Origin of the sequence: Neolewinella xylanilytica (genome assembly GCF_002934605.1) — a bacterium.
Taxonomy (GTDB): Bacteria; Bacteroidota; Bacteroidia; order Chitinophagales; family Saprospiraceae; genus Neolewinella; species Neolewinella xylanilytica.
Genome location: NZ_PTJC01000006.1, coordinates 1177352 through 1201357 on the forward strand (window position 1 = coordinate 1177352; position 24006 = coordinate 1201357).

Consider the following 24006-nt stretch of genomic DNA (forward strand, 5'->3'; position numbering starts at 1 on the left):
TACGGGCAAGGCGGGCTAAGCGCAGGAGAAAGTAAACGAGCCCTCCCCATGACGTACGGGAAGGACTCGTGGGTTATCCATAGAGGGCTCTGATCCGATCGGGGTTGGCTACTTTTCTACTTCCGCGGCTAAAAGTTCCTTGTAAAAGGCAACGCTGGCCTTGGGGGCCTCCTCTCCCTGTACGTTCAGCACGGGGATATCGGCCTTCGCTAGTGCCTCGTTCAGGTTGTCATGAAGGTCCGCGCTACCACGGATCACGGCATCGCTGTATTTGATCGCGCCGCGGTGCAGGGCGGGCTTCCCGTCTTCGAGGTAAGGGGCCAGGTCGTCCTCACTGAGGGCGTTGATGCTCGCCTTGATCGCGAAGTCGTCGGTGATGTGCTCCTCGGGGCCGCTCTGGTAGAGGCTGTAAACGATCTTGCTGTTTTTGAACAGCGGCTCGTTCTTGTAGGCCGTGCGGAGGTAGAAGGGGATGAGGCTCGTCATCCATCCGTGAACGTGAATGATGTCGGGCGGCCAGCCAAACTTGCGGACCGTTTCGATCACGCCCTTACTGAAGAACACCGCCCGGTCGGCGTTGTCGTCGAAAGGATTGCCGGCCTTGTCGACGTGGACGAACTTACGCTTGAAGAAGTCTTCGTTATCCAGGAAGTAAACCTGCATCCGCACCCCCTTGTCGGGCAGGGAGGCAACCTTGATGATGAGCGGGTAGTCGTCGTCGTCAACGATGATATTCATGCCGGAAAGGCGGACGACTTCGTGGAGGCGATGGCGGCGTTCGTTGATGGTTCCGTAGCGTGGCATGAGCACGCGGATTTCCATTTGCTTCTTCTGTAAGTAGGGGGCGAGGGCCCTCACGGTGGTGGCTATTTCGGTCAGCTCCGTGTAGGGATCCATTTCCTGGGTTACAATCAGGACCTTGGTTTTACTCATATCTTCGGATCGCGTTTCAGATTTTTGTTAACGGGACCGACCGCCATTGCCGCCGGGCACGGGAGCCCACACCTGGCTCCAAGAGTCGCAAAGTTACAAAATATTGCGCAGACCCCCTATCTTCGCCGCCCTTTCGCGGACCGTCCGCCCGACATATTTCTCTGGTTTTTGCAGACATTTACCACAGCATCAGCACTTTCCGAGGCCATCGCCACCGCCCGTGTACCGGGGTGCAAGGTCGGCTTCGTCCCTACCATGGGAGCCCTCCACCACGGCCACGCGGCACTGATCCGTGCCTGCCGGCGAGATTGCGACCTCGTCGTAGCCAGTATTTTCGTTAATCCCACCCAGTTTAACGACAGCGCCGACCTGGAAACCTACCCCCGTACCCCGGATAGCGATCGCCGGCTGCTGGAAGAAAACGGCTGCGATTTGCTCTATCTCCCCGATACAACGGATGTCTACCCCGAAGGAGCGGACTCGCGCAGCCTGGCCATGCACCTCGATTACGGACAGTTGACCGAGCGCTTGGAAGGCGCCCAGCGACCCGGGCACTTCGCCGGGGTAGTACAGGTGGTCAGTCGATTGCTGGGAATCGTGTGCCCGGACGTACTGTACCTGGGCCAGAAAGATTACCAGCAGGTGGCCGTTCTCCGTCGTATGGTGAAGCTGCTGGAGCTCCCCGTCGCCATTACGGTTATCCCTACGGTACGCGAACAGGACGGCCTGGCCCTGAGCAGCCGAAACCGGCGGCTGAGCCCAGACGAACGACTGGCGGCCGGCAAGATTAACCAACACCTCGCGGCCGTGGCGGCCGGATTGCGTTCCGGGTGGCCCGCCCGGGACCTGGAGCGCCTGGCGCGGGATGGGATGGCGGCCATTCCGGTATTGCAACCCGAATACGTAGAGGTTATCGACGGGACCACCTTACTTCCATACCAGGACGGCGATCCGGTCGAGGAACTCGTCGTAGCCGCCGCCGTGAGGGTGGGGGAGGTGCGCCTCATCGACAACCGCATTGCCTATCGCGCCAACCCTGAGGCGAGCCGGGGCGTTTGATTGCCGGACTTCAACTAGCCCAACCACTTTATTTTTATTCGATTATGCTGATTCAACGTTTTAAAGGAAAAATTCACCGCGCCACCGTTACCGAGGCGAACCTCAGTTATGTAGGGAGCATCACCATCGACGGCACCCTTCTCGACGCCGCCGGCATCCTGGAGGGAGAAAAGGTGCAGATCGTGAACAACAATAACGGGGAGCGCATCGAAACCTACACCATCCGCGGGGAGGAAGGCTCCGGCATCATCTGCCTGAACGGGGCGGCGGCGCGCAGGTGCCAGGTCGGCGACATCGTCATCATCATCGCCTACGCCTACATGACCGAGGACGAGGCCCGCGTATTCGAGCCTAAAGTGGCCTTTCCGAACGAAGAGAATAAACTGTAGGGCGCCGGCGCGCGGGTGCTACACGGTTTCCCGGACAGGCAGTGTATACCTTAAAAACTTTAACACGGAGCTGCTAGGCCAGATCGCAACACCTCGTGGCACCGCGCCGTTTACACCTTCTGAACACGAATAAACCCCGGTTGAGTTTTCACGCTTTTAAACCAACCGACATGAAATCCTTATTTTCATTCCTTTTGCTTTTTGCTACGATTTCTTTCTCCACGGGCTTGCACGCTCAGGACGAAGAGATGACCGTAGCCTCCAACTCCATCGGTGCGCTCGTGCACCAGAACGCGGAAACCACTACTCTCGCTAAAGCCTTGGACGCGGCCGGCCTGACGGCAGCCCTCGATGGTGGTGAGGGTATGATCCTAATGGCTCCCACCGACGCGGCCTTCGCGGCCCTACCGGAAGGCGTTCTGGAAGCCCTGCTGCTTCCGGAAAACGCCGAAGTGCTGGCTTCCCTGCTGCAGTACCATTTGGTGGATAGCGCCGACGAGCAGTCGACCGCCATGCTTACCGAGGTGCTGGAAAACGGAGAGGTCACCGTAGCCGGCCAGCTGGAAGCCGATAACGGTTCGGTCTACCTGATCGACCAGGTCCTGCTACCCGCCGACTTCGATGTAGAAGCCCTGATCGGAGAGAACTAGGTCTCCGGACTGATTCGTTCAATCGATGACTTTATACCATATGGCTCCGAACCCCCGGGTTCGGAGCCATTGTTTTGCCGGCACCTAGTCAACGAAAGCCGTATCTTCGCCAACCCCAAAAGAAATACCCCATGAAAGTCGCTGTCGTAGGCGCCACCGGGCTCGTCGGAGGTGTCATGTTTGAAGTACTCAAAGAGCACGATTTCCCGATCACGGAATTGGTGCCTGTCGCCTCCGAACGTTCGGTTGGTAAACAGATCGACTACCGCGGCAAAAGCTATACCGTGGTGTCGCTCCAGGATGCGGTAGACGCCCGCTGCGACGTGGCTATTTTCAGTGCCGGCGGATCGACCAGCCTCGAATGGGCACCGAAATTCGCCGAGGTCGGTACGACGGTCATCGACAACAGCAGCGCCTGGCGAATGGATCCCGACAAGAAATTGGTCGTGCCTGAAGTGAATGCCGACCAGCTCACCGCCGCGGATCGCATTATCGCCAACCCCAACTGCTCCACCATTCAAATGGTCGTGGCCCTGGCGCCCCTCCATCGGGCGTACGGCATCAAGCGCTTGGTGATCTCCACCTACCAATCCTTTACCGGCACCGGAGTGAAGGCCGTAAAACAGTACGAGCAAGAGCGGGACGGTCAAAAGAGTGAAGATCCCGCTTATCATTACCCGATCTTTGAGAATTGCATCCCCCACTGTGACGTTTTCCTCGATAACGATTACACGAAGGAGGAAATGAAACTCGTGCACGAAACGCGCAAGATTCTCGGTGACGATTCCATCGCCATTACCGCTACGGCCGTCCGCGTACCCGTACATGGCGGACACAGCGAGAGCGTCAATGTCGAGTTTCATAAGCCCTTCACCCTCGACGAAGTGCGGAAACTGCTCTCCGAGGTGCCCGGACTGGTCCTGCAGGACGATCCCAAGACCAATACGTATCCCATGCCCCTGCTGGCTAAGCACCGGGACGAAGTATTCGTAGGCCGCCTGCGGCGCGACGAGAGCATCGAGAACGGGCTTAATATGTGGATCGTAGCGGACAATCTCCGCAAAGGGGCGGCCACGAATGCCGTTCAAATTGCCGAATACCTCCGGAAGCATCGACTGGTGGGTACCGAGGTGCCGGCCTAGCGCCACACATTTTCCGACTTAGACTTGTTGCATTACCAACCTACACCGAAGTTTGGCCGGTGTGTCGCACCTGCGCCCCGCCGCCATACACACAGAGCATACCATGCGAAACCGAATTGCCGTCTGGGGGCGTGACGCCCAGGAAAAACGCGTACTGATCACGATTGAACTACAGGTCACCGACAACATCGTGCGCATCGAGACTTTCCCCGAAAAGGTCGTTTCAGACGATGTATACGCCGCCTTCATGAATAAGTGGCGGAAAGAAGAAGCAGCGGAACTCCCGGAACCCGACCGCGTGATCGCCCGGGAGCTGAGCGTCACCGATTCCCTGCTTCCCGACGATCTGAAGGCCGAGCAAACCGATATGATCGTGCGAGCTCAGACGGAATGGCACTTCCACGTGCTGAGTGAAAAACTCGCCCAATCCTACCGCAGCGAGCTGGCCGAGATCGAAGACCGCATCGAGCGGGCGGGCAGTTACAGCAGCGATCTCTGGAACCAGGCCAAAGCCTTCTGGCAAAAAGTACAGAGCCAACTGCAGGACAAAACGCTCCTCCGTGAGCAGGGCAACGAACTGCGGAAGCGATCGGACGCCGTATTCGCGCGGCTCAAGGAGCTACGCGAGGAGGTCAACGCCCAGTACGAGGCGGAGTCTGCCAAGCATAAAGAAAAATTCGGTCAGTTGCTGCGGGACGTCGAGAAACGGATCTCCGAAGGTACCCACCTGAATAAGGTTTTCCAGGAACTCCGCGAACTTCAGCGCAAGTTTCACGGCATCAAGTTTACAAAGCAAGACCGGGACGAAGTCTACAACCGCATCGATGCCGCCTTCAAGGCCGTGAAGCAGGAACGCGGACAGGGCAAAGAAGATACCGGCGGTGCTCTAAGTCGAAACGAGGCCCGTTACCAGGGACTGCTCAAGGCCATGGAACGCATGGAGAAGAGCATCGGCCGCGACAAGGAGGACCTCAAATTCGAGAATCGCCGGATCGAACGTACCGACGGCCAGCTCGAAGCCCAGATCCGCCAGGCCAAGATCGTCATGATCGAAAGCCGCATCAACAGCAAGAACGAAAAGCTGGAAGACATGGTCAAAACCAAGACCATGCTGGAAGCGCGGATCGAAAAGGATAAGCAACGCGCCGAGAAGCAATCCCGGAAAGCCGCCGAACGTCAGGCCAAGGAAGCCGCGAAAGCCAAAATCGCCGCGGAAATGGGAAATCGGCAGGTGAGTCCGGAAGAAGCCGCCAAACTCGCCGCCGCCGCCGCTGAAATCAGGGCCGGCAAGAAGCAGGCCAAGGTGGATCGAAAATCCCTTCGGTCGGCAGCTCCCAGCGATACGGTAGCGAATTTTGCCGCGCTCTCCCAGGTGCTCGCCGGCGAGGTGCATGTACCAAGAAAGCAGCGTACCCCCGCGCCTTCCCTGCTCGAAAAGACCACCGAACGGATCGACGACGCCATCGACGTTGCCACGCACAAGGTTCAGCAGGCCGTCGATACGGCCAAAGCCGCAGGACAAGTGCTTTCGGAGGAGGAGTAGAGAGGTACGAAGTACAAGGTAGAATCGACAACGTACAAAGGGCTGCCGCACGGGTCTGCTCGCTTTCGCTCTTGAAACCTCGATAAGCCCGAGCGGTCCTTACTCCGTAATGTTTTGCCTCTGCGGTTACCCTTCCACGCCTGGCTACTAGCCTGCGGCTCCTGCTTTTCTCAACACTGATCACACGGATCGCTTCGCTAGGGCACGGATGTACACGGATTGGCTGCGCCGCTACTTCGTGGTTTCTCCCGCAGGGCGCCGTTTAACGGATGCTTATACGTTCTTACGAACGATAGGCGCGCCTGCCTTAGCGAACCTTTGCGTTTCTTCTTCCCTCCGCGGTTAGCCTCCGATCGCGCAGCGACTAATCCATTACCCGCTCTCCGTGGTCCCTCCGTGCCAGTACGCTGTGACACCTCTGTGTTGACCCTTCCCCGCCTAGGCCTCGGCGAAACTTAGCGTTTTTCAGCGACTTTGCGGTAACCCTCCCGTCGCGCAGCGACTACTCCTTTGACCGCGCTCTATGACTACTCGGGTTGAACCTTCCCACCAGCAAACCACGATCCATCAAATCTAAAACTCAAAAAGCGTATTAGCAGCACCCGGTGGCGTAGCCCCCACGTGATAATACGCCTTTTCCGTAGCCTGCCGCCCCCGGGGTGTGCGCATGAGGTAGCCCTCCATAATGAGAAAAGGCTCGTGTACTTCTTCAATGGTGCCGACTTCCTCGCCCACGGCGGTAGCGATGGTCGATACCCCAACTGGCCCCCCTTTGAATTTGTGGATGATGGCGTCGAGGATCTTATTATCCATCTCGTCGAGCCCCCCCTCGTCTACGTTGAGGGCGGCCAGGCCGAAATCGGCAATGGCCTTATCGATGGTACCGTTCCCCTTCACCTGGGCGAAATCCCGGATACGGCGGAGCAAGGCGTTGGCAATGCGGGGGGTGCCCCGGCTGCGACGGGCAATTTCTTCGGCACCTTCCTCGGTAATGGGCACCTGCATAATCTCGCAGCTCCGGCGGATGATGCGAACCAGCGTTTCCGTATCGTAGTAGTCGAGCAGGCAGTTGATGCCGAAGCGGGCACGCATGGGGGCGGTGAGTAGGCCCATTCGGGTGGTAGCGCCAACGAGCGTAAAGGGCTCCAGGGAAATCTGTACCGACCGTGCATTTGGGCCGCTATCGATCATGATATCGATGCGGTAGTCTTCCATTGCGGAGTAGAGGTACTCCTCCACGACGTTGTTCAGGCGGTGAATCTCGTCGATGAAGAGCACGTCCCCTTCGTTCAGATTGGTCAGCAGGCCGGCCAGGTCACCGGGCTTTTCGAGTACGGGACCGCTGGTCAGTTTAAGCTCGGCCCCCAGCTCGTTGGCGATGATGTGGCTCAGGGTTGTCTTGCCCAGCCCCGGAGGTCCGTGCAGCAGCACGTGGTCGAGGGAATCTCCCCGCTGGACGGCAGCCTGGATGAATACCTTCAGATTTTCGACGATCTTGGGTTGACCGCTGAATTCGCTGAGGCTGTCGGGACGTAATGCCCGCTCCATGGCTCCGTCTTCGGAGGAGAGGTTGGCGGCGGAGGGATCTAAGTGCTGATTCATTGCCCCCGCAAGTTACGAAACATTTTGTGGCAACTTATTATAACAATTCGTCTTCAATCACGGGTATAGGAATTTAGGTGGCGCCGGGGAAAGGTGTGCTTTCCCCGGCGATAGTGTATGGGTGCTTTAAAAGAGTACACCAAATTTGGACAGCGGGATGCATTTACCCCAGGACACATTCCGGGCCCCCGTTCCGGGAAAATAGGGCAAAAGGCGGGTGTCGACTTGCGTAAGCTCCTCATAATCGGGAGCTTATGTAAAACAGAAAAGGCCAACCTGCAAAGCAGATTGACCTTCTCAATGGTGTCGGGATGACTGGATTCGAACCAGCGGCCCCACGCCCCCCAGGCGTGTGCGCTACCGGGCTGCGCCACATCCCGAACTCTTCTTCGGATTCTTCCGGGTGGTCGATACTGGATTCGAACCAGTGACCTCTGCAATGTCAATGCAACGCTCTAAACCAACTGAGCTAATCGACCCGGTGCATGTAAGCGGCTGCAAATATACGACGTTGAAGTCGCGGTGACCAAACTTCTGACACCAAAAAATTAGCGCTTGTTTGGGTTTCGGCCTTCTGACCGAAAATAAGGCATTTTTCCGCTGATCAAGGCACCGAAAGGGGATTGTAGCAGCGCTACAAAGCCGATTTCGGTAACGCGGAGCAGGGGGAAAAGGGCTATTTGCAGGTCGACTGTTGAAGTCCAAACAAGCGCTTAAGCTTGTGCCGTTGGGGTGAAGGAAGTGGGGGGGAATTGTGGCCCGTTGTTACCGTTGCTGTTGTTGATGACGCCGAATTGCCGTTCGTATTTCTGCACGTTATCGGCCAGAGCGGCCAGTAAGCGCTTGGCGTGTTCCGGAGTCAGGATTACGCGGCTCTTCACTTTTGCCTTCGGGGCGTTGGGTACGATGCGCACGAAATCCACGACGAATTCGGAACTCGAGTGCGTTATGATCGCCAGGTTCGAGTACACGCCTTCGGCAATGTCCTCGGGCAAGTCGATGCTAAGTTGGTTTTGTTGGGGTGGGGTCTTCTTGTCCTCTGCCATGGGTTGACTTTGGCCCGCTCGGACGCGGGGGTTAGGATTACTTCTTTTTAGCGGGGGCTTTTTTCTTCGCCGTTGCTTTCTTTTTCTTTGGCGCCGCTTTCTTCTTGGCCTTGAAGGCACCGGGCTGCTGATCCTCGATGATGGCCATGACCTCCTCCAGAGAAAGTTCGGCGGCCTGCTCGCGGCTCATTTTCTTGCCGTCTACGGTAGGTAGTTTGATGGACTTCTTCTTGAACCGGATGAAGGGACCCCAGCGGCCCTGCTCGACGTCGATCTTCTCCTCCTCGAAACGCTGGATGTAGCGTTGCGCCTCCTTTTCCTCCTTCGCCTGAATGAGCTCGGTCATCTCGTCCTTGCTGAGGTTGTCGGGATCATAGCGCTTCGGGATATTGACGAACATACCGTTCCACTTCAGGAAGGGGCCGAACCTGCCCGCTCCCTGGGTTACGGGCTGGCCCTTATAGGTCAGCACGGGTTCGTCCGCCTTTTTCTTGGCCGCCACCAGTTCCTTGGCGTCCTTCAGCGTCGTGGAGTGGGGGTCGTCGCCCTTCGGCAGACTGATGAAGTCGTCTCCCCAGCGGATGTAGGGCCCGAAGCGGCCGATGCCGACGACGGTTTCCCGGCCGTCGATCTCCCCGAGCACCTTCGGCAGGTCGAAGAGGGGTAGGGCCGTCTCCAGGTCGATCTCCTCCATGCTTAGGCCGGCGGGGAGGTTGGCGTAGCGGGGTTTTTCGTCGGGCACCAGTTCGTCCGGGGCACCGAGCTGGATGACCGGACCGTTGCGGCTCAGGCGGACCAGAATCGTCTTACCCGATACCGGGTCGTTGCCGAGGATGCGCTCGCCGGTCACCCGGTCGGCGCTTTCCGTAGTTTCCTCCACGGTTTCGTGGAAGGGCAGGTAGAAATCCTCCAGCATCTGCGTCCAGGTGATTTGTCCCTCGGCTACTTCGTCGAAGCGGTCCTCGATGTCGGCCGTGAACTGGTACGTCATCACGTCCTCGAAGTGCTCGTCGAGGAAGTCGCTGACCGCCATGCCGATATCGCTGGCGAAGAGGCGGTTTTTCACCGTTCCGGTAATTTCCGTTTTGGTGTCGTTACTGAGCTTGTCGTCCTTCAGCGTCAGTACCTCGTAGCTGCGCTCTTCTCCGTCGCGGCTTTCCCGGGTGACGTAGCCCCGCTTCGGGTCCATGATCTTGGAGACGGTCGGGGCATAGGTGGACGGGCGCCCGATGCCAAGTTCCTCCAGCTGTTTCACCAGGCTGGCTTCCGTGTAGCGGGTGGGCGGCCGGGTAAAGCGCTGGGTAGCGGTCATTTCGCTGAGCGGAAGCATCTGTCCCTTTTCGAGGGGAGGTAGAATGCCCTTCGTGGTTTCGTCGTCGTCCTCCTCGTCGTCGTTGCTTTCGATGTAGAGTTTGAGGAAGCCGTCGAACTTCAGCACTTCGCCCTGGGCGCGCAGTCGGGCGTCAGGGGCCTTATCGACGGCGATGTTGACCGTTGTTTTTTCCAATTCGGCATCCGCCATCTGGCTGGCTACCGTCCGCTTCCAGATCAGCTCGTACAGGCGTTGCTCGTCGCGGTCGCCCTGGTTGATGGTGTGGCGGTCGACGTAGCTGGGGCGGATCGCCTCGTGTGCCTCCTGGGCGTCTTTCTTCTTGCTTTTATAGCGGCGTACCTTACTGTACTGGGTTCCGAATTCCTTGGTCACCTCCTTCTCGATGGCCGTCAGCGCGGTTTCCGACAGGCTGATGCTGTCCGTACGCATGTAGGTGATCAGGCCGGCCTCGTAGAGTCGCTGGGCGGTCCGCATCGTCCGCTCCACGTTCATGTACAGTTTCCGACTGGCTTCCTGCTGTAGGGTAGAAGTCGTGAAGGGTGGGGCGGGCTTGCGCTTCGTGGGCTTTACGTCGATGTCGCTGATGCTGAACTCGGCGCCCATGCATTTCTTCAGAAAGGCTTCCGCCGACTCCCGGTCGTTGAAGCGGTCGGGGCTGTCGGCCTTCAGTTCCACTTCCTTGCCCTGCTCGTTGCGGACGGTGAAGATGGCGTTGATCCGGAAGAACGGGCTCGACTCGAAAGTCATGATCTCCCGCTCCCGTTCGACGACCAGCTTGACGGTGACCGACTGCACGCGGCCGGCGCTCAGCCCGAATTTCACCTTTTTCCATAGCACGCCGGAGAGTTCGTAGCCGACCAGTCGGTCCAGCACGCGGCGCGCCTGCTGGGCGTTAACGAGGTTGACGTCAACCGTCCGCGGGTTGTTGATCGCGGCCTGGATGGCGGGAGGGGTGATCTCCCGGAAAACGATCCGCTTCGTGGTGTCGACGGGTAGTTTGAGGACTTCGCAAAGGTGCCAGCTGATGGCTTCTCCTTCGCGGTCTTCGTCCGTCGCGAGCCACACGGTGTCGACCTTGCTGACGGCCGCCTTCAGTTCCTTGACCACCTTTCGTTTCTCGGGGGAGACGACGTACTTGGTGGCAAAATTCCGCTCTACGTCAACCGCTCCGTCGCCCTTATCCAGGTCACGAACGTGGCCGAACGAGGATTTAACGGTGTAGTCCTTCCCCAGGATTTTTTCGATGGTTTTCGCTTTGGCGGGGGACTCGACGATAAGTAGATTCTTCGGCATAGGTTCTTGGGTTCCTCTAGGATTACGGTTCTAGGCGGCAATTAGTTGTTCGGCTTGTTTCCTTAGTACGTTTTTTGTCTCGACATCGGTTAGTACGTCGTGCTCGATCAGCTCTTCGATACTGGAGATCGGCAACCGGTTCGGCAGCACCCAGGCACCCATGTGGGCGAATACGTCGGCGAGGTGATCGATGCCGCGCAGGTTGCCGGCCCGGCCCGAGGCCAGTCCGATGAGCGCCACGTGTTTGCCGGCAAAGTTGCCGGCGTAGTCGATGACGGAGATGCCGTCCAGGAACAGTTTCAGCACTCCGGGGTAGCTGCCGTTGTACTCCGGCACGAAGACGGCGAATTTCCGGGTCGGCTGGACGTACAGCCGGTGGAGTTCGCGTAGATCGGGGTCCCCGGGCTTGCCCTTGTACATCTCCTCCCGGAAATACCCGTGGTGTAGGTCGGCCATATCCAGTACTTCCGCCGCTTCTCCCAGGTCACGGAGTTCATGCGCGAAGAAATCGGCAAAGAGCCGCGTGCGGCTTTCGGGGCGGTTGGTTCCGGAGATGACGGTGATCATAGGGTATGGCTGGCGGACAAACCTACGCTAAAATGCGAGTCCGGGGCCGAGGTTCGGTTTTTTTGCGCTCCCGATAGCTATCGGGACGGGAAAAAGGAAAGCCGCGCGGGGCCGGCCGGTCAGCTTCTTCCGTACTTATGCCAGCCGAAGGCGAGCCCGATCAGGAGCAGCCCTACGAAGATGAGGGGGGAGACGATCATCCCCGTCGACAGGCCCTCGCCGTTTTCCCCCGCGATGGCTTCGGTCGAAAGATCGCTGCGCAAGAGCCCGCCGATCAGCAGGGCTATGGCCAGAACGACAAGGAAGGTGAGGGCAAGGTTAATTTTTGTCATGGGGGAGTAGTGGCATAAACGGCCACGCCCCGCCTTCGTTCGAAGGCGGGGCGTTGACGCGTTACGAATAGAAGAAGGCCTACTAGTATTCCGGATTCTGTACCAACTGATCATTGGCGTCCAGATCACGTTGGGGAATCGGGAAAACCAATTTGGGCGAATTGTAGGGTAGTCCCCGAACGTCGCGCATGAGGCGCTTAAGGTCGTTCAACCGATTCGGTTCGAAGGCTAACTCTACCCGACGTTCTAGGACAATTGCGTCGATGAGCTCCTCTGCACTGTCAAAGTCGTCCTCCTCGTAGCTAAAGAGGTCTTCATTCATGGTGGCGGCACCCTCCTCGTCAACGACCCGAAGTGAGCGGTTGCGAATGGTGTTGAGCAGTTCGAGGCTTTCCTCATTGATGCCGTTCAGGCGGACCAGCGCCTCTGCACGCATCAGGTAGTAGGTAGCCAGCCGGATGTATATCAGGTCATCCGCGTTGTTGGCAAAATCCTCGTACTTCTCCACGTTGAAGATGCCGTTGGAGGTCAGGACAGCTGCCCGCAGATCAACAACTGAATCACCGGCCGCCTCGTCATACATCTCCTCGGTGATGATCATCTCATATCCATTCTCCAGGAGGTCTTCGTTAACGACGATGTCCCCACCGCGACCATTGACGTGGTGGAAGGTAGCCAGCGATCCGTTTACGCCGGGATTATCCTGGACGGTACTAACTACAGCGAAGATTTCCTCACTGCTGCCCTCGCTGAAGAAGGGTTGTTGCGGTACATCGGTCAGATCAAATCCTGCCGCGTTGATGACATCACCCGCTAAGCTGGCGGCCATTTCGTAGTTCCGCTGCTGGAAGTAGACGTCAGCCAATAGAGCGGTTGCCGCGGTCGAGCTGGCGAATCCGTATTCGTACTCTGAATCGAGTAAATCCTGAGCAGCGCTTAGGTCGGATATGACCGCATCGTACACTTCCTGCACGGTATTCCGGGCGGGGAAAGTGATTTCACCACTCGTCGATGTTGGCGATAGCATAATGGGTACGCCCAGATTGGTCGAGGAAGACTCGCTATACGGCAAGCCATAGGTCCGTACCAATTCAAAGTGCGCCATGGCCCGGACGAATAAGGCTTCCCCACGTAGCTGTGCGGCCACGTCATCGGTCAAGTTGGGGTCATCGATTGTTTCAACTCCCCGAATCACGAGGTTCGCTTGATTGATCGCTTCGTAGGCATGTTCCCAGAATCCGGTCACTTCGGTGTTCGATGCGGTGAGCTGCCGTTCGTACATCTCCACGTAACTGGGAAAGGAACCCCGCCACTCGGCATTGTCGGAGAGAATACTGGAATTCATTGCCAGACCGGCGGCACCGAAATCGGCATCCTGCACGGCGTCGTAGGCACCAACGAGGGCCGTGCGCAATCCAGGAACGTCGGAAAACGCAGCATCCGATGGAAGCGACTGGGCGGGGGTAGGTTGCTCAATGAAATCCGTACAGCCGGTAGCAAAACCTACCATGAGGCCGGCAAGTACGATTATATTAGAAGTTTGCATAACGCAAAGAAATTTTATGCTAGAGGTTGAGATTGAGGCCGAAGGTGAACAGACGGCTCTGGGGGCGGCTGAAGAACAGGGATCCGCTGGAGACGTCGTTCACGTCCTGGCCACTGGCTTCGGGGTCGAGACCTTCGAAATCGGTGAAGGTCAACAGGTTTTGTCCACTAACGTAGAGACGTAGCGAAGCACCGTTGGCGTTCAGGCCGTCGATGGTGTACCCCAGCTGCACGTTACGCAGACGCAGGAAGTCGGCGTCAGATAGGTACCGGGTAGAATGCTGACTGCCGTTGATTCTCAAGCGGGCTTCCGGAATGTTAGTGTCCTGATTATCGGGCCGCCAGCTATTCAATTGGTCGCGGCGCTGATTGTAAACACCAGACAAATTGGTGGCATAGAAACGTCCTTCGCTCAAATACAATTGGTGACCCAAGGCTGCCTGGAAGAAGAAGCTGAAGTCAATTCCTTTGTAGTACAGGTTACTGCCAAATCCTCCGCTGAAGTCAGGTAGAGGATTGCCCACGATCTGGCGAGCATCTCCCTGCTGATAGGAGGATGATATTTCACCGCTCGCATTCACGAAGAGGGCGTCACCGTTTTCGCGGTCTACGCCTGCGTACTCCGTAAGGTACCAGGAACCGATGGCCTCACCTTCACGGATCAATTGGTTAGTGTTGACAATGATATCATCGGCGTCGCCATCATTGTTATTGTCGATGAGATCCGTTACCGTATTGTTGACGGTCGCGCCGTTTACATTAAAGGACAACGCGAAATCTGGCGTGTTAACAACGCTGTATCTCAGGCTGAATTCAATACCCGTATTCTTAAGCTCGCCTGCGTTTACCGTAAGCACTCCGCTACTGATACCCGCCGTCAGCGGCTGGGGAACGTCGAAGAGAAGGTCCGAACTCACTTTGTTATAGTAACCGAGCGTACCTGTAATCTTGTCATTGAATAATCCAAAATCGACGGCAACGTCAAAGGTGGTCGCAGTCTCCCACGTCAACTCGGTGTTGGCCAGCTGGCTAAGCAAGAATCCTGGAACGGCATTGTAATCGTTACCGAAAGAAACTAAGCCCCGACTCGCGAAGTTTCCGATGCCTGCATTACCGGTTTTGCCGTAGCTGGAACGCAGTTTAAGTTGGCTGACGCTCGGAGTGTTCAGTGCAGTCGAGAAGTCGTAGGCAGCGGACAGTGCAGGAAAGAAGCCGTAATAGTTATCGGATCCAAAACGGGAGGAACCGTCAAGACGGGCGACTGCATTTACAAAAAGACGGTTGTCGTATGCGTAACCGATCCGGGTGAAGTAGCCAACGAAATTAGCCTCGGTGCGCTCGCCGCCGCCGTCGGTAATTTCAGCAGCGGAATTCAGCGTAGCCAAGCGATCGTCGGCAAAGGTGTTGCCACCGACGAAGAACCCGTTCTCCGATTGGCGGAACAATTCGATACCTCCCAGCACCTCAAACTCGGAAGCGTTGACGCTGAAGTTGTACAGAGCGGTAGAGTTCCAGGTGTAATTCAGCACTTCTTGTTGCTGAGCAAAGCCTGTACCTCCCGAACCGAAACCATCCGTCGTCAATACGCCGGAACGCTGAAAATCTTCGAGGGAAAGAAACTGAGTACCGAAGCGAGTAGCCAGGGTCAAATTTTCCAGTGGTTTGTAGGAGGCGTTTACGTTAGCGATGACTTGATTTGTTGTCAGCGAGATCTCCTGATCCAGGTAGTTGATCAGTGGACTACCGGCAAACTGAGTGCGTCCGATGCTCGTAGCGAGGATGCCCCCACGTGGATCGCCATTCTCGTCGTAGGGATCAAGGTTGGGGTAGAACAACGAAGCGAAGGTCTGGGGAGAGGCGACGTTGTTGTCCTCGTTCTGCCGGTTGTTCACCGTGCGAGTGGGGTTCAGGTTAAGACCTACGGTCCATTTGTCACCAAAACGCTGCTCGAGGTTAAGCCGGAAACTGTACCGCTGGAGGCTGGTACCCTGCGTCCACCCTTTTTCGTCACGGTATCCGCCACCGAGGAAGTAGGTGAGGTCACTGGTGCCACCTTGAACGCTAACGTTGGTTTCGGCTACGGAACCGGTACGGGTGACCAGATCTATCCAATTGGCGTCTGGCTCGGAATCCGGGTCGGCGTAAAGCTGGGGACTTCCGAGTGTATCGCCGCCGGCCAGGCGTGCCTGATTCCAGTAACGGGCATATTCCGGGCCGCTTAGAAGGTCATACTGAGCGGTTGGCTCACTTACGCCAAAATATTGGTTGACAGCAACCTTTGCTGGCGCGTTATAGTTGCCAGATTTGGTTGTAATAAGCACTACGCCGTTGGAACCCCGCGATCCGTAGATAGCAGCACTCGCGGCGTCCTTGAGCACATCAATGGATTCGATGTCGTTGGGGTTGATGTTCGAGAGCGGGCTGGTTCCCGGACCACCCAGGGCAAGACCTTCTGCATCGGTTTCAATGATCACACCGTCCACCACGTAAAGGGGCTGAACATCACTGTTGATGGAGCCAATACCCCGTACCCGAATGCTAGTTTGGGCTCCTAATGAACCTGAGTTAGCCGAAATCGTCACACCGGGAAGGCGTCCCTGAAGGGCATTTTGGAAGTCCGTAACGGGCACACCGGCAAGGTCTTCCGAATTTACCGAAGCAATCGATGTAGTCAGGCGACGACGTGTTTGCGTTCCGTACCCGGTAACTACCACTTCATTCAAAGTAGCGGCATTTTCGGTAAGCGTAATGACATAGTTAGGAGCACCCGTCAGCGGGACGGTCCCAGTGCTAAAACCGGTATACGATACCACCAGAGCCTGAGCCTCCGCCGGAAGCGACAAGGTGAATTGGCCGTCAATATCGGTGACGGTTCCCGTACTGGTACCCTCTACGAGAATGGAAGCACCAATGAGTGGCGTGCCCTCTTCGTCCTCCACCGTGCCGGTGATGGACTGCTGGGCCTGCAGGGCGCCCACGCTCACGAAGAGCAGCACCCATAAAAGGAGTCTAGTTGAATTCATACGTTGATTAGTTGATAGAATAGTGGTTGTGGTATTTCGCCATTACCCGAGGCGGGGAAAGCGATGCCAATGTAGTGGTGGTGGTCACTCGAAATTTATGCTAGGAGTCTAACTGGATCGGCAGCGCGAACGCTGCCCGGTAAATTCGTAACAAGCAATAATTGTCGCGGCAATTGCTGCGGCGGCAAATATATGCAAATCCCAAAAGGAATCGATGAACTGATTAAGGTTTCGTTAAGTTCTTGCGCGCCCACGACATTAATTCATCCAGCGTCAGGGCATTCAAACAGTCTCGTTTCGTAAGTCCTCCCTTGCGGGCCGCCGCTACTCCCCAGCGCACGTCGTCGAGCCCGCCGATGCTGTGCGCGTCGGGGTTAATGCTCACCATCACCCCCCGTTCCCGGGCGTAGGGGATCCACGACCAGTCTAGGTCGAGCCGGTAGGGATTGGCGTTCAGCTCGATGGCCACCCCGTGTTCGGCACAGGCGTCGATGACCCGCCGGTGGTCGATGGGGTAGCCTTCCCGACTCAGCAGCAGCCGACCGGTCGGGTGGCCCAGGATGTGGGTGAAGGGGTTTTCGATGGCCCGCAGCAGCCGGTCGGTGGCCTTCTCCTCGTCCATGTTCAGGTTAGTGTGCACCGAGGCGATCACCAGGTCGAAGCCGGCCAGCAATTCCGCCTCGTAGTCCAGGCTCCCGTCCGAAAGGATGTCGCACTCGATGCCCTTCAGCACCCGGAATTGCGGGAGTTCCGCATTCATCGCATCGATCTCCGCCCACTGTTCCCGGACCCGCTCGGGTTGCAGTCCGTTCGCGTAGAAGGCCGCCTGGGAGTGGTCGGTGATCAGGATGTAGGAGTAGCCCCGTTCCCGCGCTCCGTCGACCATTTGTCGCAACGAGTGGATGCCGTCGCTGTAAGTGGTGTGATTGTGGATGACGCCTTTCAGGTCCTCGACCTTCACCAACTCGGGCAGGGCGTGTTCCCGGGCGGGGGCGAGCGGCCAGTCCTGTTCCCGCAGTTCCGGGGGAATGCGTTGCACCTGCGTCCGCGGAAAAATCTCATCCTCCTCCGCTATCCCGCTGAAGTCGGTGTCCGGAAAAGCCGCAATGAAGGCCTGCAGGAACTCCGGGCTGCCGGTGTACCGGAAGAGCTTGCTACCGAAATTTTCGGGCTGGCAGTGGTAGAGCGTCAGCGGCAGGTCGTCCACTTCGCCTACGGTGGCTTTTTCGTCGCTGGCGCTGACGTTGAAGCCGGGGATTTGGGCGGCGCGCGCGGGTGCCAGGGTCGTCAAAAAGTCTAGTCCTTTCACCGTAGGACAAGCCCGGCGCAGTGCCCCCGTGGCTTCGAAGCGCTCTTCCGGGAAGAGCGTGGTGAATTGCTCGAGCAGGGCCTCGGCGGCCAGGGCGGCGGTGCGGTACAGGAAGCGGCCGCGGCTCCGTTGCAGGAACTCCAGTTTGTGCTTGAGGCTTTCCTGGGTTTTGAGGCCGAAGCCCTTGAGCTCCACGAGCCGGTTTTCGTTGATGGCGTAGAGCAGTTGCCCGACGGTGGTCACGCCCAGACCGTCCCAGACCGCCTTCACCTTCTTCGGCCCGAAACCACTGATCCCGAGCATTTCCCGGACGCCTTCGGGGGTTTTCGCCCGCCACTTTTCCAGGGTTTCCATTTTGCCGGTGGTGGCCAGCTCGTGGATTTTGCCGGCAATGGCCTTGCCTACGCCCTCGAGTTTTTGCAACTCGGCCTCCGACATAGCGGCGAGGTCGCGGTCGTCCTTGCGCAGCTTATTATAGGCATTGGTGTACGAGCGGATCTTGAACGGATTGTCGCCGTGCAGCTCCATCAATTTTCCGAGCTCGTGGAAGTGCCGGGCAATTTCGGGATTGGTCATGGCCGCGAAGATAGGGTTGACACATCCGATGTGTCAGGTAGTGACACATCGGATGTGTCAGGTGACAGATTGGCAGGGTCGGCGAGTTTTGCGGTTGCGATCAAGCCCATTAAGCCCGCAGCATCGAGGTGATGGTCGACGCGGCGGTGGGATAGGCAAAGATCATCCGTTTAATTTCCGACGTGGGTATTTCCTGGCGAATAACGAGGTAAAGTAGGTTGATCAGCTCGGTAGCTCCGGGGCCGAGGAGGTGGGCTCCGACCAGTACGTCCCGGTCATCGTCGACAATCAGTTTGAAGGCGAAAACGGCCGCGTTGCGGTGGCGGGCGTGGAACCAGTCGTTCGCTACCTTATAGTGCACCGACAGGTTGCGGTCCGACGCCTCGGCCTCCCGGGCGGTCATGCCAACGGAGGCCATGCCCGGCAGGGCGAAGGCAACCGTAGGGATGGGGTAGTAATCCACTTTACGGGTGGCCCCCTTAAACAAGTTATCGTTGAGTACCGAGGCGGCGTACGTTCCTACCGGCGTAAGGGGCAGGCCGGAAGCCGCGCAGTCGCCGAGCGCATAGACATGGTCTAGGTTGGTACGGAGGCCGTCGTCCACCTTGATGCGTTGCTTTTCATCGGTTTCGATGCCGACTTTATCTAGCTGTAGTCGCTTTGTATTGGGCACCCGCCCGGCGCAATGAATCACCCTGTCGGTGCGGAGCGTGGTGGTTTGGCCTGCCGTATCCTCGACGTCCACCTCAAACCGGTCGCCCGCTTTCCGTACCGCAGTAGCCTTGCTGTTGATCTGGTACTGGATGCCACGGTCTTCGTCGGCTTGGCGGAGCAGGGCGGCCAGGTCGTGGTCGAATTTGTCCAGCGGCTCATCCTCGGTGATGATCATGGTAACCTGACAACCCAGGGCGTGAGCGATATGCGCCGTTTCCGTGCCGATATAGCCACCGCCCACAACGACCATTTCGGCGGGCAGGTCGTCCATTTCCAGGAATTCGTCGCTGGTCAGCAGGTATTCGTTACCGGGAATATCCAGCGGAGCGGGTCGCATGCCGGTGGCAAGTACGATGATCTCTCCACGTAGTCTCGTTCCTCCCACGTCGAGGGTGTGGGAGTCGATGAAGGTGGCGTAATCCTGGTAGGTTTCAATCCCGTTATCCCGCATCTTGGCCCGGCTGCTTTCCGGGACCGGCTCCGTGAACCCCCGCTTCCATTCCATCAGGTCCGACCAGGAGAAGTCCGGTTTGCCGGTAAACCCTTTGCCTAAAAGCCGTTCGACCCGGTACATGGCTTCGGCCGCGGCGTGCAGTACGAGCTTCGGGTCGCAGCCCCGTAGGGGACAAGTGCCACCAAAGGCACGACCTTCAATAAGGGCGGCGGATTTTCCCGCCTTGACGGCCGCCAGGGCTACCGACTGGCCGGAAGATCCTGCGCCGACAACAATTACTTCGTACTGCTTATCTGACATGTATTGGGGTTAATTTGGGTTTGGGGTCGTTTACGCGAGTTGCCGTTGTTGGGTGATGCCTTCGACGATAATATCGCCGTGGTCCCGGGTATTTTCGATGAACAGCTTGCTGGTCTGCCGGCCGGCACACGCCACTCCCGCCATGTAGACTCCGGGCAGGGTAGTTTCCAGGGTTTCGGGGTTGAAAAGGGGCTTGCAGCTTTCGTCTTCTGCGATCGCCAGGCCGAGTCGTTCGAAGAGTTGGTAATTCGGTTCGTAGCCGGTCATGGCCAGTACGAAGTCGTTCGGAAGGGTAATTTGGCCATCCGGCGTGCCAAGAACCACCTCGTCGGGGCGGATCTCATCCGTGGTGGTATGAAAGTAGGCCTTGATCGATCCTTCCTTGATGCGGTTTTCAATGTCGGGCTTGATCCAGTATTTGACCCGGTCGTAGATTTCGCCGCCGCGGATGGCCATCGTCACCTCCGCCCCCTTGCGGTAGCATTCCAGGGCCGCGTCACAGGCGGAGTTGGCCGCGCCGACCACCAGCACGCGCTGGCCGATGTACACGTGCGGATCATCGTAGTAATGCCGCACTTTGGGTAGGTCTTCGCCGGGGATATTCATCAGTCGGGGGGTATCGTAAAAACCGGTGGCAACCACGACGTTCCGTGCCGCGTAGGTGGTTTTTTTGGTGGCGATCCGGTATCCGGAGTCCAGGGTGTCCATTTTCTGGACCTCCTCGTAAAGCCGAATGTTGAGTTTGAAGCTTCCCACCAGCCGGCGGTAATATTCCAGCGCTTCGGCGCGCGTCGGCTTATCGCGATGGCTGATGAAGGGCGTGTTCTGGATTTCCAGCTTCAGGGACGTACTGAAGAAGGTCATGTTTACCGGAAAGTGAAACAGGCTGTTGGCGATCACGCCCTTTTCCAGGATGACGTAATCCAGTCCGGCCCGCTCGGCACTGATGCCTACGTTGATGCCGGAAGGGCCACCGCCGATGATCACCAGGTCAAGCATGCGGGGATTTTCCATAAGCTAAGTGTTTGTTCGGAATTTCGGATCTTCCATGGTCGCCCATCCCGACGGACGCTCCGTTCTGTATTAGGACGCAAAAGCCTTAACATAGTTCAGCCGCAAGCCACCGCACACGTATTCCGTTTCCGGCCGATCTCTCGTGTCGCTAAAGGAGAGCCGGAAGCCGGGAGAAGGGCCGGTCCGAAAGCTACAGCCGGGAACGGGCCTGGCCTTGCCGACTGCTTTGTATGTTTGCCCAACCAAGCCATTGAACCCCGGATGCCCTACCGCCAACTACCCCAGATACAGGACCTTCATCGACGATTTCTGGACCGGCTACAGCACGCCCAGGATGATAAGGAGCCGCGGGGCTTGTACGAACCCATCGAATACATCCTGTCCATTGGGGGCAAACGGGTTCGTCCGCTGCTGGCGCTCATCGCCGCCCGGATGTTCGGCGACGGCGAAGGGCTCCGTGCCGGTATGCCCGTAGCGATGGCGGTGGAGGTGTTTCACAATTTCACCCTTTTGCACGACGACATTATGGACGAGAGCCCGCTGCGGCGTGGCCAGCCGACCGTGCACCGCAAATGGGATACGAATACGGCGATCCTCAGCGGAGACTTGATGCTGATCCAGGCTTACGGTCATTTGGCCGAAAGCGCCGATCCATCCCGAATTCCGGTCCTTCTGAATACCTTCAACCGGGTAGCCACCGGGGTTTGCGAGGGCCAGCAATTCGACGTGGATTTCGAACGGAAGCACCACGTCACGATCGAGGAATACCTGAGAATGATCGAGCTGAAAACGGCCGTCCTGCTCGGAGGCGCGCTGGAGATGGGCGCATTGGCCGCGGGGGCCGGGCAGGAGGATGCCGACCACTTATACGCTTTCGGGCGGCTCACCGGGCTTGCCTTTCAATTGCACGACGACCTGCTGGATACCTTTGGGGAGGGGGCGGAAACCGGTAAGCTGACTGGAAACGACATCATTCGGAATAAGAAAACCTTTCTCTACATCAAAACACTCGAGGCCCTGGACGCCGGGGAGCGGGAGGAACTGGTTCACTGGTTCAGCCATACCCCCGAAGATCCGGCCCCGAAAGTGGCCCGGGTGACCGAAATGATGCGGCTGCGGGGAATCCCCGAATTGGTAGCCGAGCTACGCGATGATTTTCAGCGGGATGCCTACGACCACCTTGAGGCGGTAACCGGCGATTCCGGCTGGAAAGCGGTTTTGCGCGCCGTGGCCGAAGGCTTATTGCAGCGCGCCAGCTAAAGGGTCAACTTACCATTGTACCAGTTGTCCTCGATGACGGCATCCTGGGCGGCGTAGAATTTCATCGCTTCGGTATTGGAATCCACGATCTGCCATTTGAGGAGTTTGCACCCGCGTTCGCGCCCCCGCTCCTTTAGTACGTCCCACAGCCGCTGGCCGATCCCTTGGCGGCGGTAAGCGGGTTGCAGGACAAAATCCTCCAGGTAGATCATCCGTCCTTTCCAGGTGCTGTAGACGAAATTGTAAAGGCACATGCCGATGACCTGCCGGGTAGCCATGTCTTCGGCTACGATAATGTGGAAGAAGCCGTCAGCAAAGTCGGCGCGGTAATTTTCCTGCGTAGCGGTGAACTGGGGGGTGGCATGGACGTAAGCGGCCAGCTCACCGACCAGCTTATGGACGGCGGGCAGGTCGGCGGCCGTTCCCTGTCGAATCTGTACGTTCATAGCCGCGAAGAACGGGTATAGCTAGCGAACCACCACCTTGCGGGCCGTGTAGTTGCCTTCCGAACTTTCGAGCCGGAGCAGATACATGCTCGAACTGAGGCGGTGGCCGATCGTCAGCGACTGCTCTTCGTTGATCTCCCCGGTTTGAACGCTGCGCCCCTGCAGGTCCAGCAAAGTGTAGCGGTACCGCTCCCGGGGTAAGCCCGTGAGCAGCAGTTGCTCGCCGGGGGAAAGTGGGTTCGGGCTCAGGCGCAGGGCGGGCAGGTCGAGGTAGACGCCGCGGGTGCTAACCGGATTCCGCTCGGCGTAGGTTTCGAAAAAGGCGAGGGCACGGGTTACGGCCGGTTCCACACAGCCGCCGTGGTCCAGCGCTCCGCCGGATTCCAGCACTACGGTCGTAGATCCCCGTTCACGCATCACGCTATCGGCCAGGATAGCGTTTTGCGCAGGTACCTGCTCGTCTTCGGTGCAGTAGAAGAGCAAGGTGGGTACTTCCGGGGCCCACTCGTACGTATCATTGGCCCGAAGTGCCTGGATAATCGCGCTTTCGGAGTCGTTATCGATGATTTGTTGCACTACGGAATCCTGAAACATGTCGATCAGCCGCTCCTCGCGCTCCACCAGCAGGGTGTCGAGTTGGGCGTTAAAGTGCTCGCCATCGATCAGTTGTTGGTCGAAGCTATCGATCACCTCCAGGTAGGGGGATACGAATGCCTGACCGAGGCTGTCGTAAATGCCGTAGACGTTGCTGTAGCTGACGTAGGTGTAAACGATGTAGCCGGGCAGGGTAGGGCGGTCGTTCGAGAGGGTGGCCAGCCGCATCACCTCGCTGATGCTGTAGGGGCCGGACAGGTGGGCGCCGGCGGTAACGTTCAGGCTGTCGTTGCCTTCGTCCTCCTGCAGATCGCGTTGGAGGGCCTGAGCGGCGTGCCCTCCCTGACTGTAGCCGGTGACGAAGAGCTGGTCGTTGTAGGGGATTTCCTCCTCGTCAAGAAACTGGCGGGCGGCTAGGAGTAGGTCTCTTCCGGAATTGGATTCACTTTCTGCGTGGACGTAAGGATGAAAGCCATCGCTTTCACCGAGGCCGATGTAGTCGGGCGCCACGGTGATGTAGCCGCTGGTGGCCAGGGCGTAGACGAGGAAGCGTTCCTGCGTCTGTGGGTTACTCGGCACCATGGTTTCGTCAACGGCGGTACCGTGCATGTAGGCCGTCATGGGAAACGCCAGGCTGGTTTCCGCGGGTAGGGACAACAGACCACTTGCGGTGTCCGGCCGACCGAGCGCATCGGTCGTCTTGTACAGTACCTTGTAATTGATGACATCGTACTGAGGAGTAATCGGTAAAAACAACCCGAGTATGGCCCCTGGAATACCGTTTTGGCGTTCCGTACTAATTAAGGTTTGGGCGTGGGCGCAGGAGCAAGCCAGTGACAGGAGGGAAGCAAGTAGGAGGTGTCTCATAAGCAGGAAAACCGT

At 57.9% G+C, this 24006-nt stretch carries 19 protein-coding genes and 2 tRNA genes; 6 read left to right on the top strand and 15 right to left on the bottom strand.

Features of this window, described 5'->3' with window-relative positions; all coding sequences use genetic code 11:
- Positions 1-108: 108 nt before the first annotated feature.
- Positions 109-933 carry a glycogen/starch synthase gene (locus tag CLV84_RS14220; RefSeq protein ID WP_104420444.1) on the bottom strand — a complete coding sequence of 275 codons (825 nt, stop codon included), beginning with the start codon at positions 931-933 and terminating at the stop codon, positions 109-111.
- Between the two features lie 168 nt (positions 934-1101).
- On the opposite strand from CLV84_RS14220, the gene panC reads away from it, so the two are divergent.
- From panC to CLV84_RS14245, 5 genes are all read left to right on the top strand, one after another.
- Positions 1102-1992: a pantoate--beta-alanine ligase gene (gene panC / locus CLV84_RS14225; protein WP_170067713.1), complete on the top strand. Its 891-nt coding sequence runs from the start codon at positions 1102-1104 to the stop codon at positions 1990-1992.
- A 44-nt stretch (positions 1993-2036) separates the two neighbouring features.
- On the top strand, positions 2037-2381 hold the full coding sequence (gene panD, locus CLV84_RS14230; protein ID WP_104420446.1) for an aspartate 1-decarboxylase: 345 nt from the start codon (positions 2037-2039) through the stop codon (positions 2379-2381).
- 170 nt (positions 2382-2551) lie between these two features.
- Positions 2552-3031, top strand: coding sequence for a fasciclin domain-containing protein (locus CLV84_RS14235; protein ID WP_104420447.1), 480 nt, complete (start codon positions 2552-2554; stop codon positions 3029-3031).
- Between the two features lie 131 nt (positions 3032-3162).
- The gene (locus CLV84_RS14240) at positions 3163-4173 is read left to right on the top strand and encodes an aspartate-semialdehyde dehydrogenase (RefSeq protein ID WP_104420448.1); all 1011 of its coding nucleotides are present in this window, start codon (positions 3163-3165) and stop codon (positions 4171-4173) included.
- A gap of 103 nt (positions 4174-4276) precedes the next feature.
- On the top strand, positions 4277-5716 hold the full coding sequence (locus tag CLV84_RS14245) for a hypothetical protein (RefSeq protein ID WP_104420449.1): 1440 nt from the start codon (positions 4277-4279) through the stop codon (positions 5714-5716).
- Between the two features lie 573 nt (positions 5717-6289).
- Here the strand turns inward: CLV84_RS14245 and ruvB are convergent.
- The 12 genes from ruvB to CLV84_RS14305 all read right to left on the bottom strand — a co-directional run bounded on the left by ruvB (position 6290) and on the right by CLV84_RS14305 (position 20824).
- Positions 6290-7318, bottom strand: a complete 1029-nt coding sequence (ruvB, locus tag CLV84_RS14250; RefSeq protein WP_104420450.1) for a Holliday junction branch migration DNA helicase RuvB — start codon at positions 7316-7318, stop codon at positions 6290-6292.
- Positions 7319-7624: 306 nt separating this feature from the next.
- Positions 7625-7698 (bottom strand) — tRNA-Pro (locus CLV84_RS14255).
- Between the two features lie 24 nt (positions 7699-7722).
- A tRNA-Val gene (locus tag CLV84_RS14260) sits at positions 7723-7797 on the bottom strand.
- 234 nt (positions 7798-8031) lie between these two features.
- A complete protein-coding gene (locus tag CLV84_RS14265) occupies positions 8032-8364 on the bottom strand; it encodes a DUF3467 domain-containing protein (protein ID WP_104420451.1) in 333 nt (110 codons plus the stop codon).
- Positions 8365-8401: 37 nt separating this feature from the next.
- Positions 8402-10990, bottom strand: a complete 2589-nt coding sequence (topA, locus tag CLV84_RS14270) for a type I DNA topoisomerase (protein ID WP_104420452.1) — start codon at positions 10988-10990, stop codon at positions 8402-8404.
- A gap of 30 nt (positions 10991-11020) precedes the next feature.
- Positions 11021-11557, bottom strand: coding sequence for an NADPH-dependent FMN reductase (locus tag CLV84_RS14275; protein ID WP_104420453.1), 537 nt, complete (start codon positions 11555-11557; stop codon positions 11021-11023).
- Positions 11558-11676: 119 nt separating this feature from the next.
- On the bottom strand, positions 11677-11889 hold the full coding sequence (locus tag CLV84_RS14280; RefSeq protein WP_104420454.1) for a hypothetical protein: 213 nt from the start codon (positions 11887-11889) through the stop codon (positions 11677-11679).
- Positions 11890-11971: 82 nt separating this feature from the next.
- The gene (locus CLV84_RS14285) at positions 11972-13435 is read right to left on the bottom strand and encodes a RagB/SusD family nutrient uptake outer membrane protein (RefSeq protein ID WP_104420455.1); all 1464 of its coding nucleotides are present in this window, start codon (positions 13433-13435) and stop codon (positions 11972-11974) included.
- A 19-nt stretch (positions 13436-13454) separates the two neighbouring features.
- Entirely contained in the window at positions 13455-16430 is a 2976-nt protein-coding gene (locus CLV84_RS14290) for a SusC/RagA family TonB-linked outer membrane protein (RefSeq protein WP_170067714.1), read from the bottom strand.
- A 250-nt stretch (positions 16431-16680) separates the two neighbouring features.
- Positions 16681-18342 (bottom strand): DNA polymerase/3'-5' exonuclease PolX, encoded by a 1662-nt coding sequence (locus tag CLV84_RS14295; protein WP_104420457.1) that lies wholly within the window; start codon positions 18340-18342, stop codon positions 16681-16683.
- A gap of 109 nt (positions 18343-18451) precedes the next feature.
- Positions 18452-19810, bottom strand: a complete 1359-nt coding sequence (locus tag CLV84_RS14300; protein ID WP_104420458.1) for a dihydrolipoyl dehydrogenase family protein — start codon at positions 19808-19810, stop codon at positions 18452-18454.
- A 30-nt stretch (positions 19811-19840) separates the two neighbouring features.
- Entirely contained in the window at positions 19841-20824 is a 984-nt protein-coding gene (locus CLV84_RS14305; RefSeq protein WP_104420459.1) for a YpdA family putative bacillithiol disulfide reductase, read from the bottom strand.
- A gap of 261 nt (positions 20825-21085) precedes the next feature.
- On the opposite strand from CLV84_RS14305, the gene CLV84_RS14310 reads away from it, so the two are divergent.
- Positions 21086-22084, top strand: a complete 999-nt coding sequence (locus CLV84_RS14310; RefSeq protein ID WP_104420460.1) for a polyprenyl synthetase family protein — start codon at positions 21086-21088, stop codon at positions 22082-22084.
- On the opposite strand, the gene CLV84_RS14315 is transcribed toward CLV84_RS14310, so the two are convergent.
- Positions 22081-22530: a GNAT family N-acetyltransferase gene (locus CLV84_RS14315; protein WP_104420461.1), complete on the bottom strand. Its 450-nt coding sequence runs from the start codon at positions 22528-22530 to the stop codon at positions 22081-22083. The two genes, CLV84_RS14310 and CLV84_RS14315, sit on opposite strands and share 4 nt — an antisense overlap.
- Positions 22531-22551: 21 nt before the next feature.
- Complete coding sequence (locus CLV84_RS14320) at positions 22552-23991, bottom strand: alpha/beta hydrolase (protein ID WP_104420462.1); 1440 nt, start codon at positions 23989-23991, stop codon at positions 22552-22554.
- Between the last annotated feature and the right edge of the window lie 15 nt (positions 23992-24006).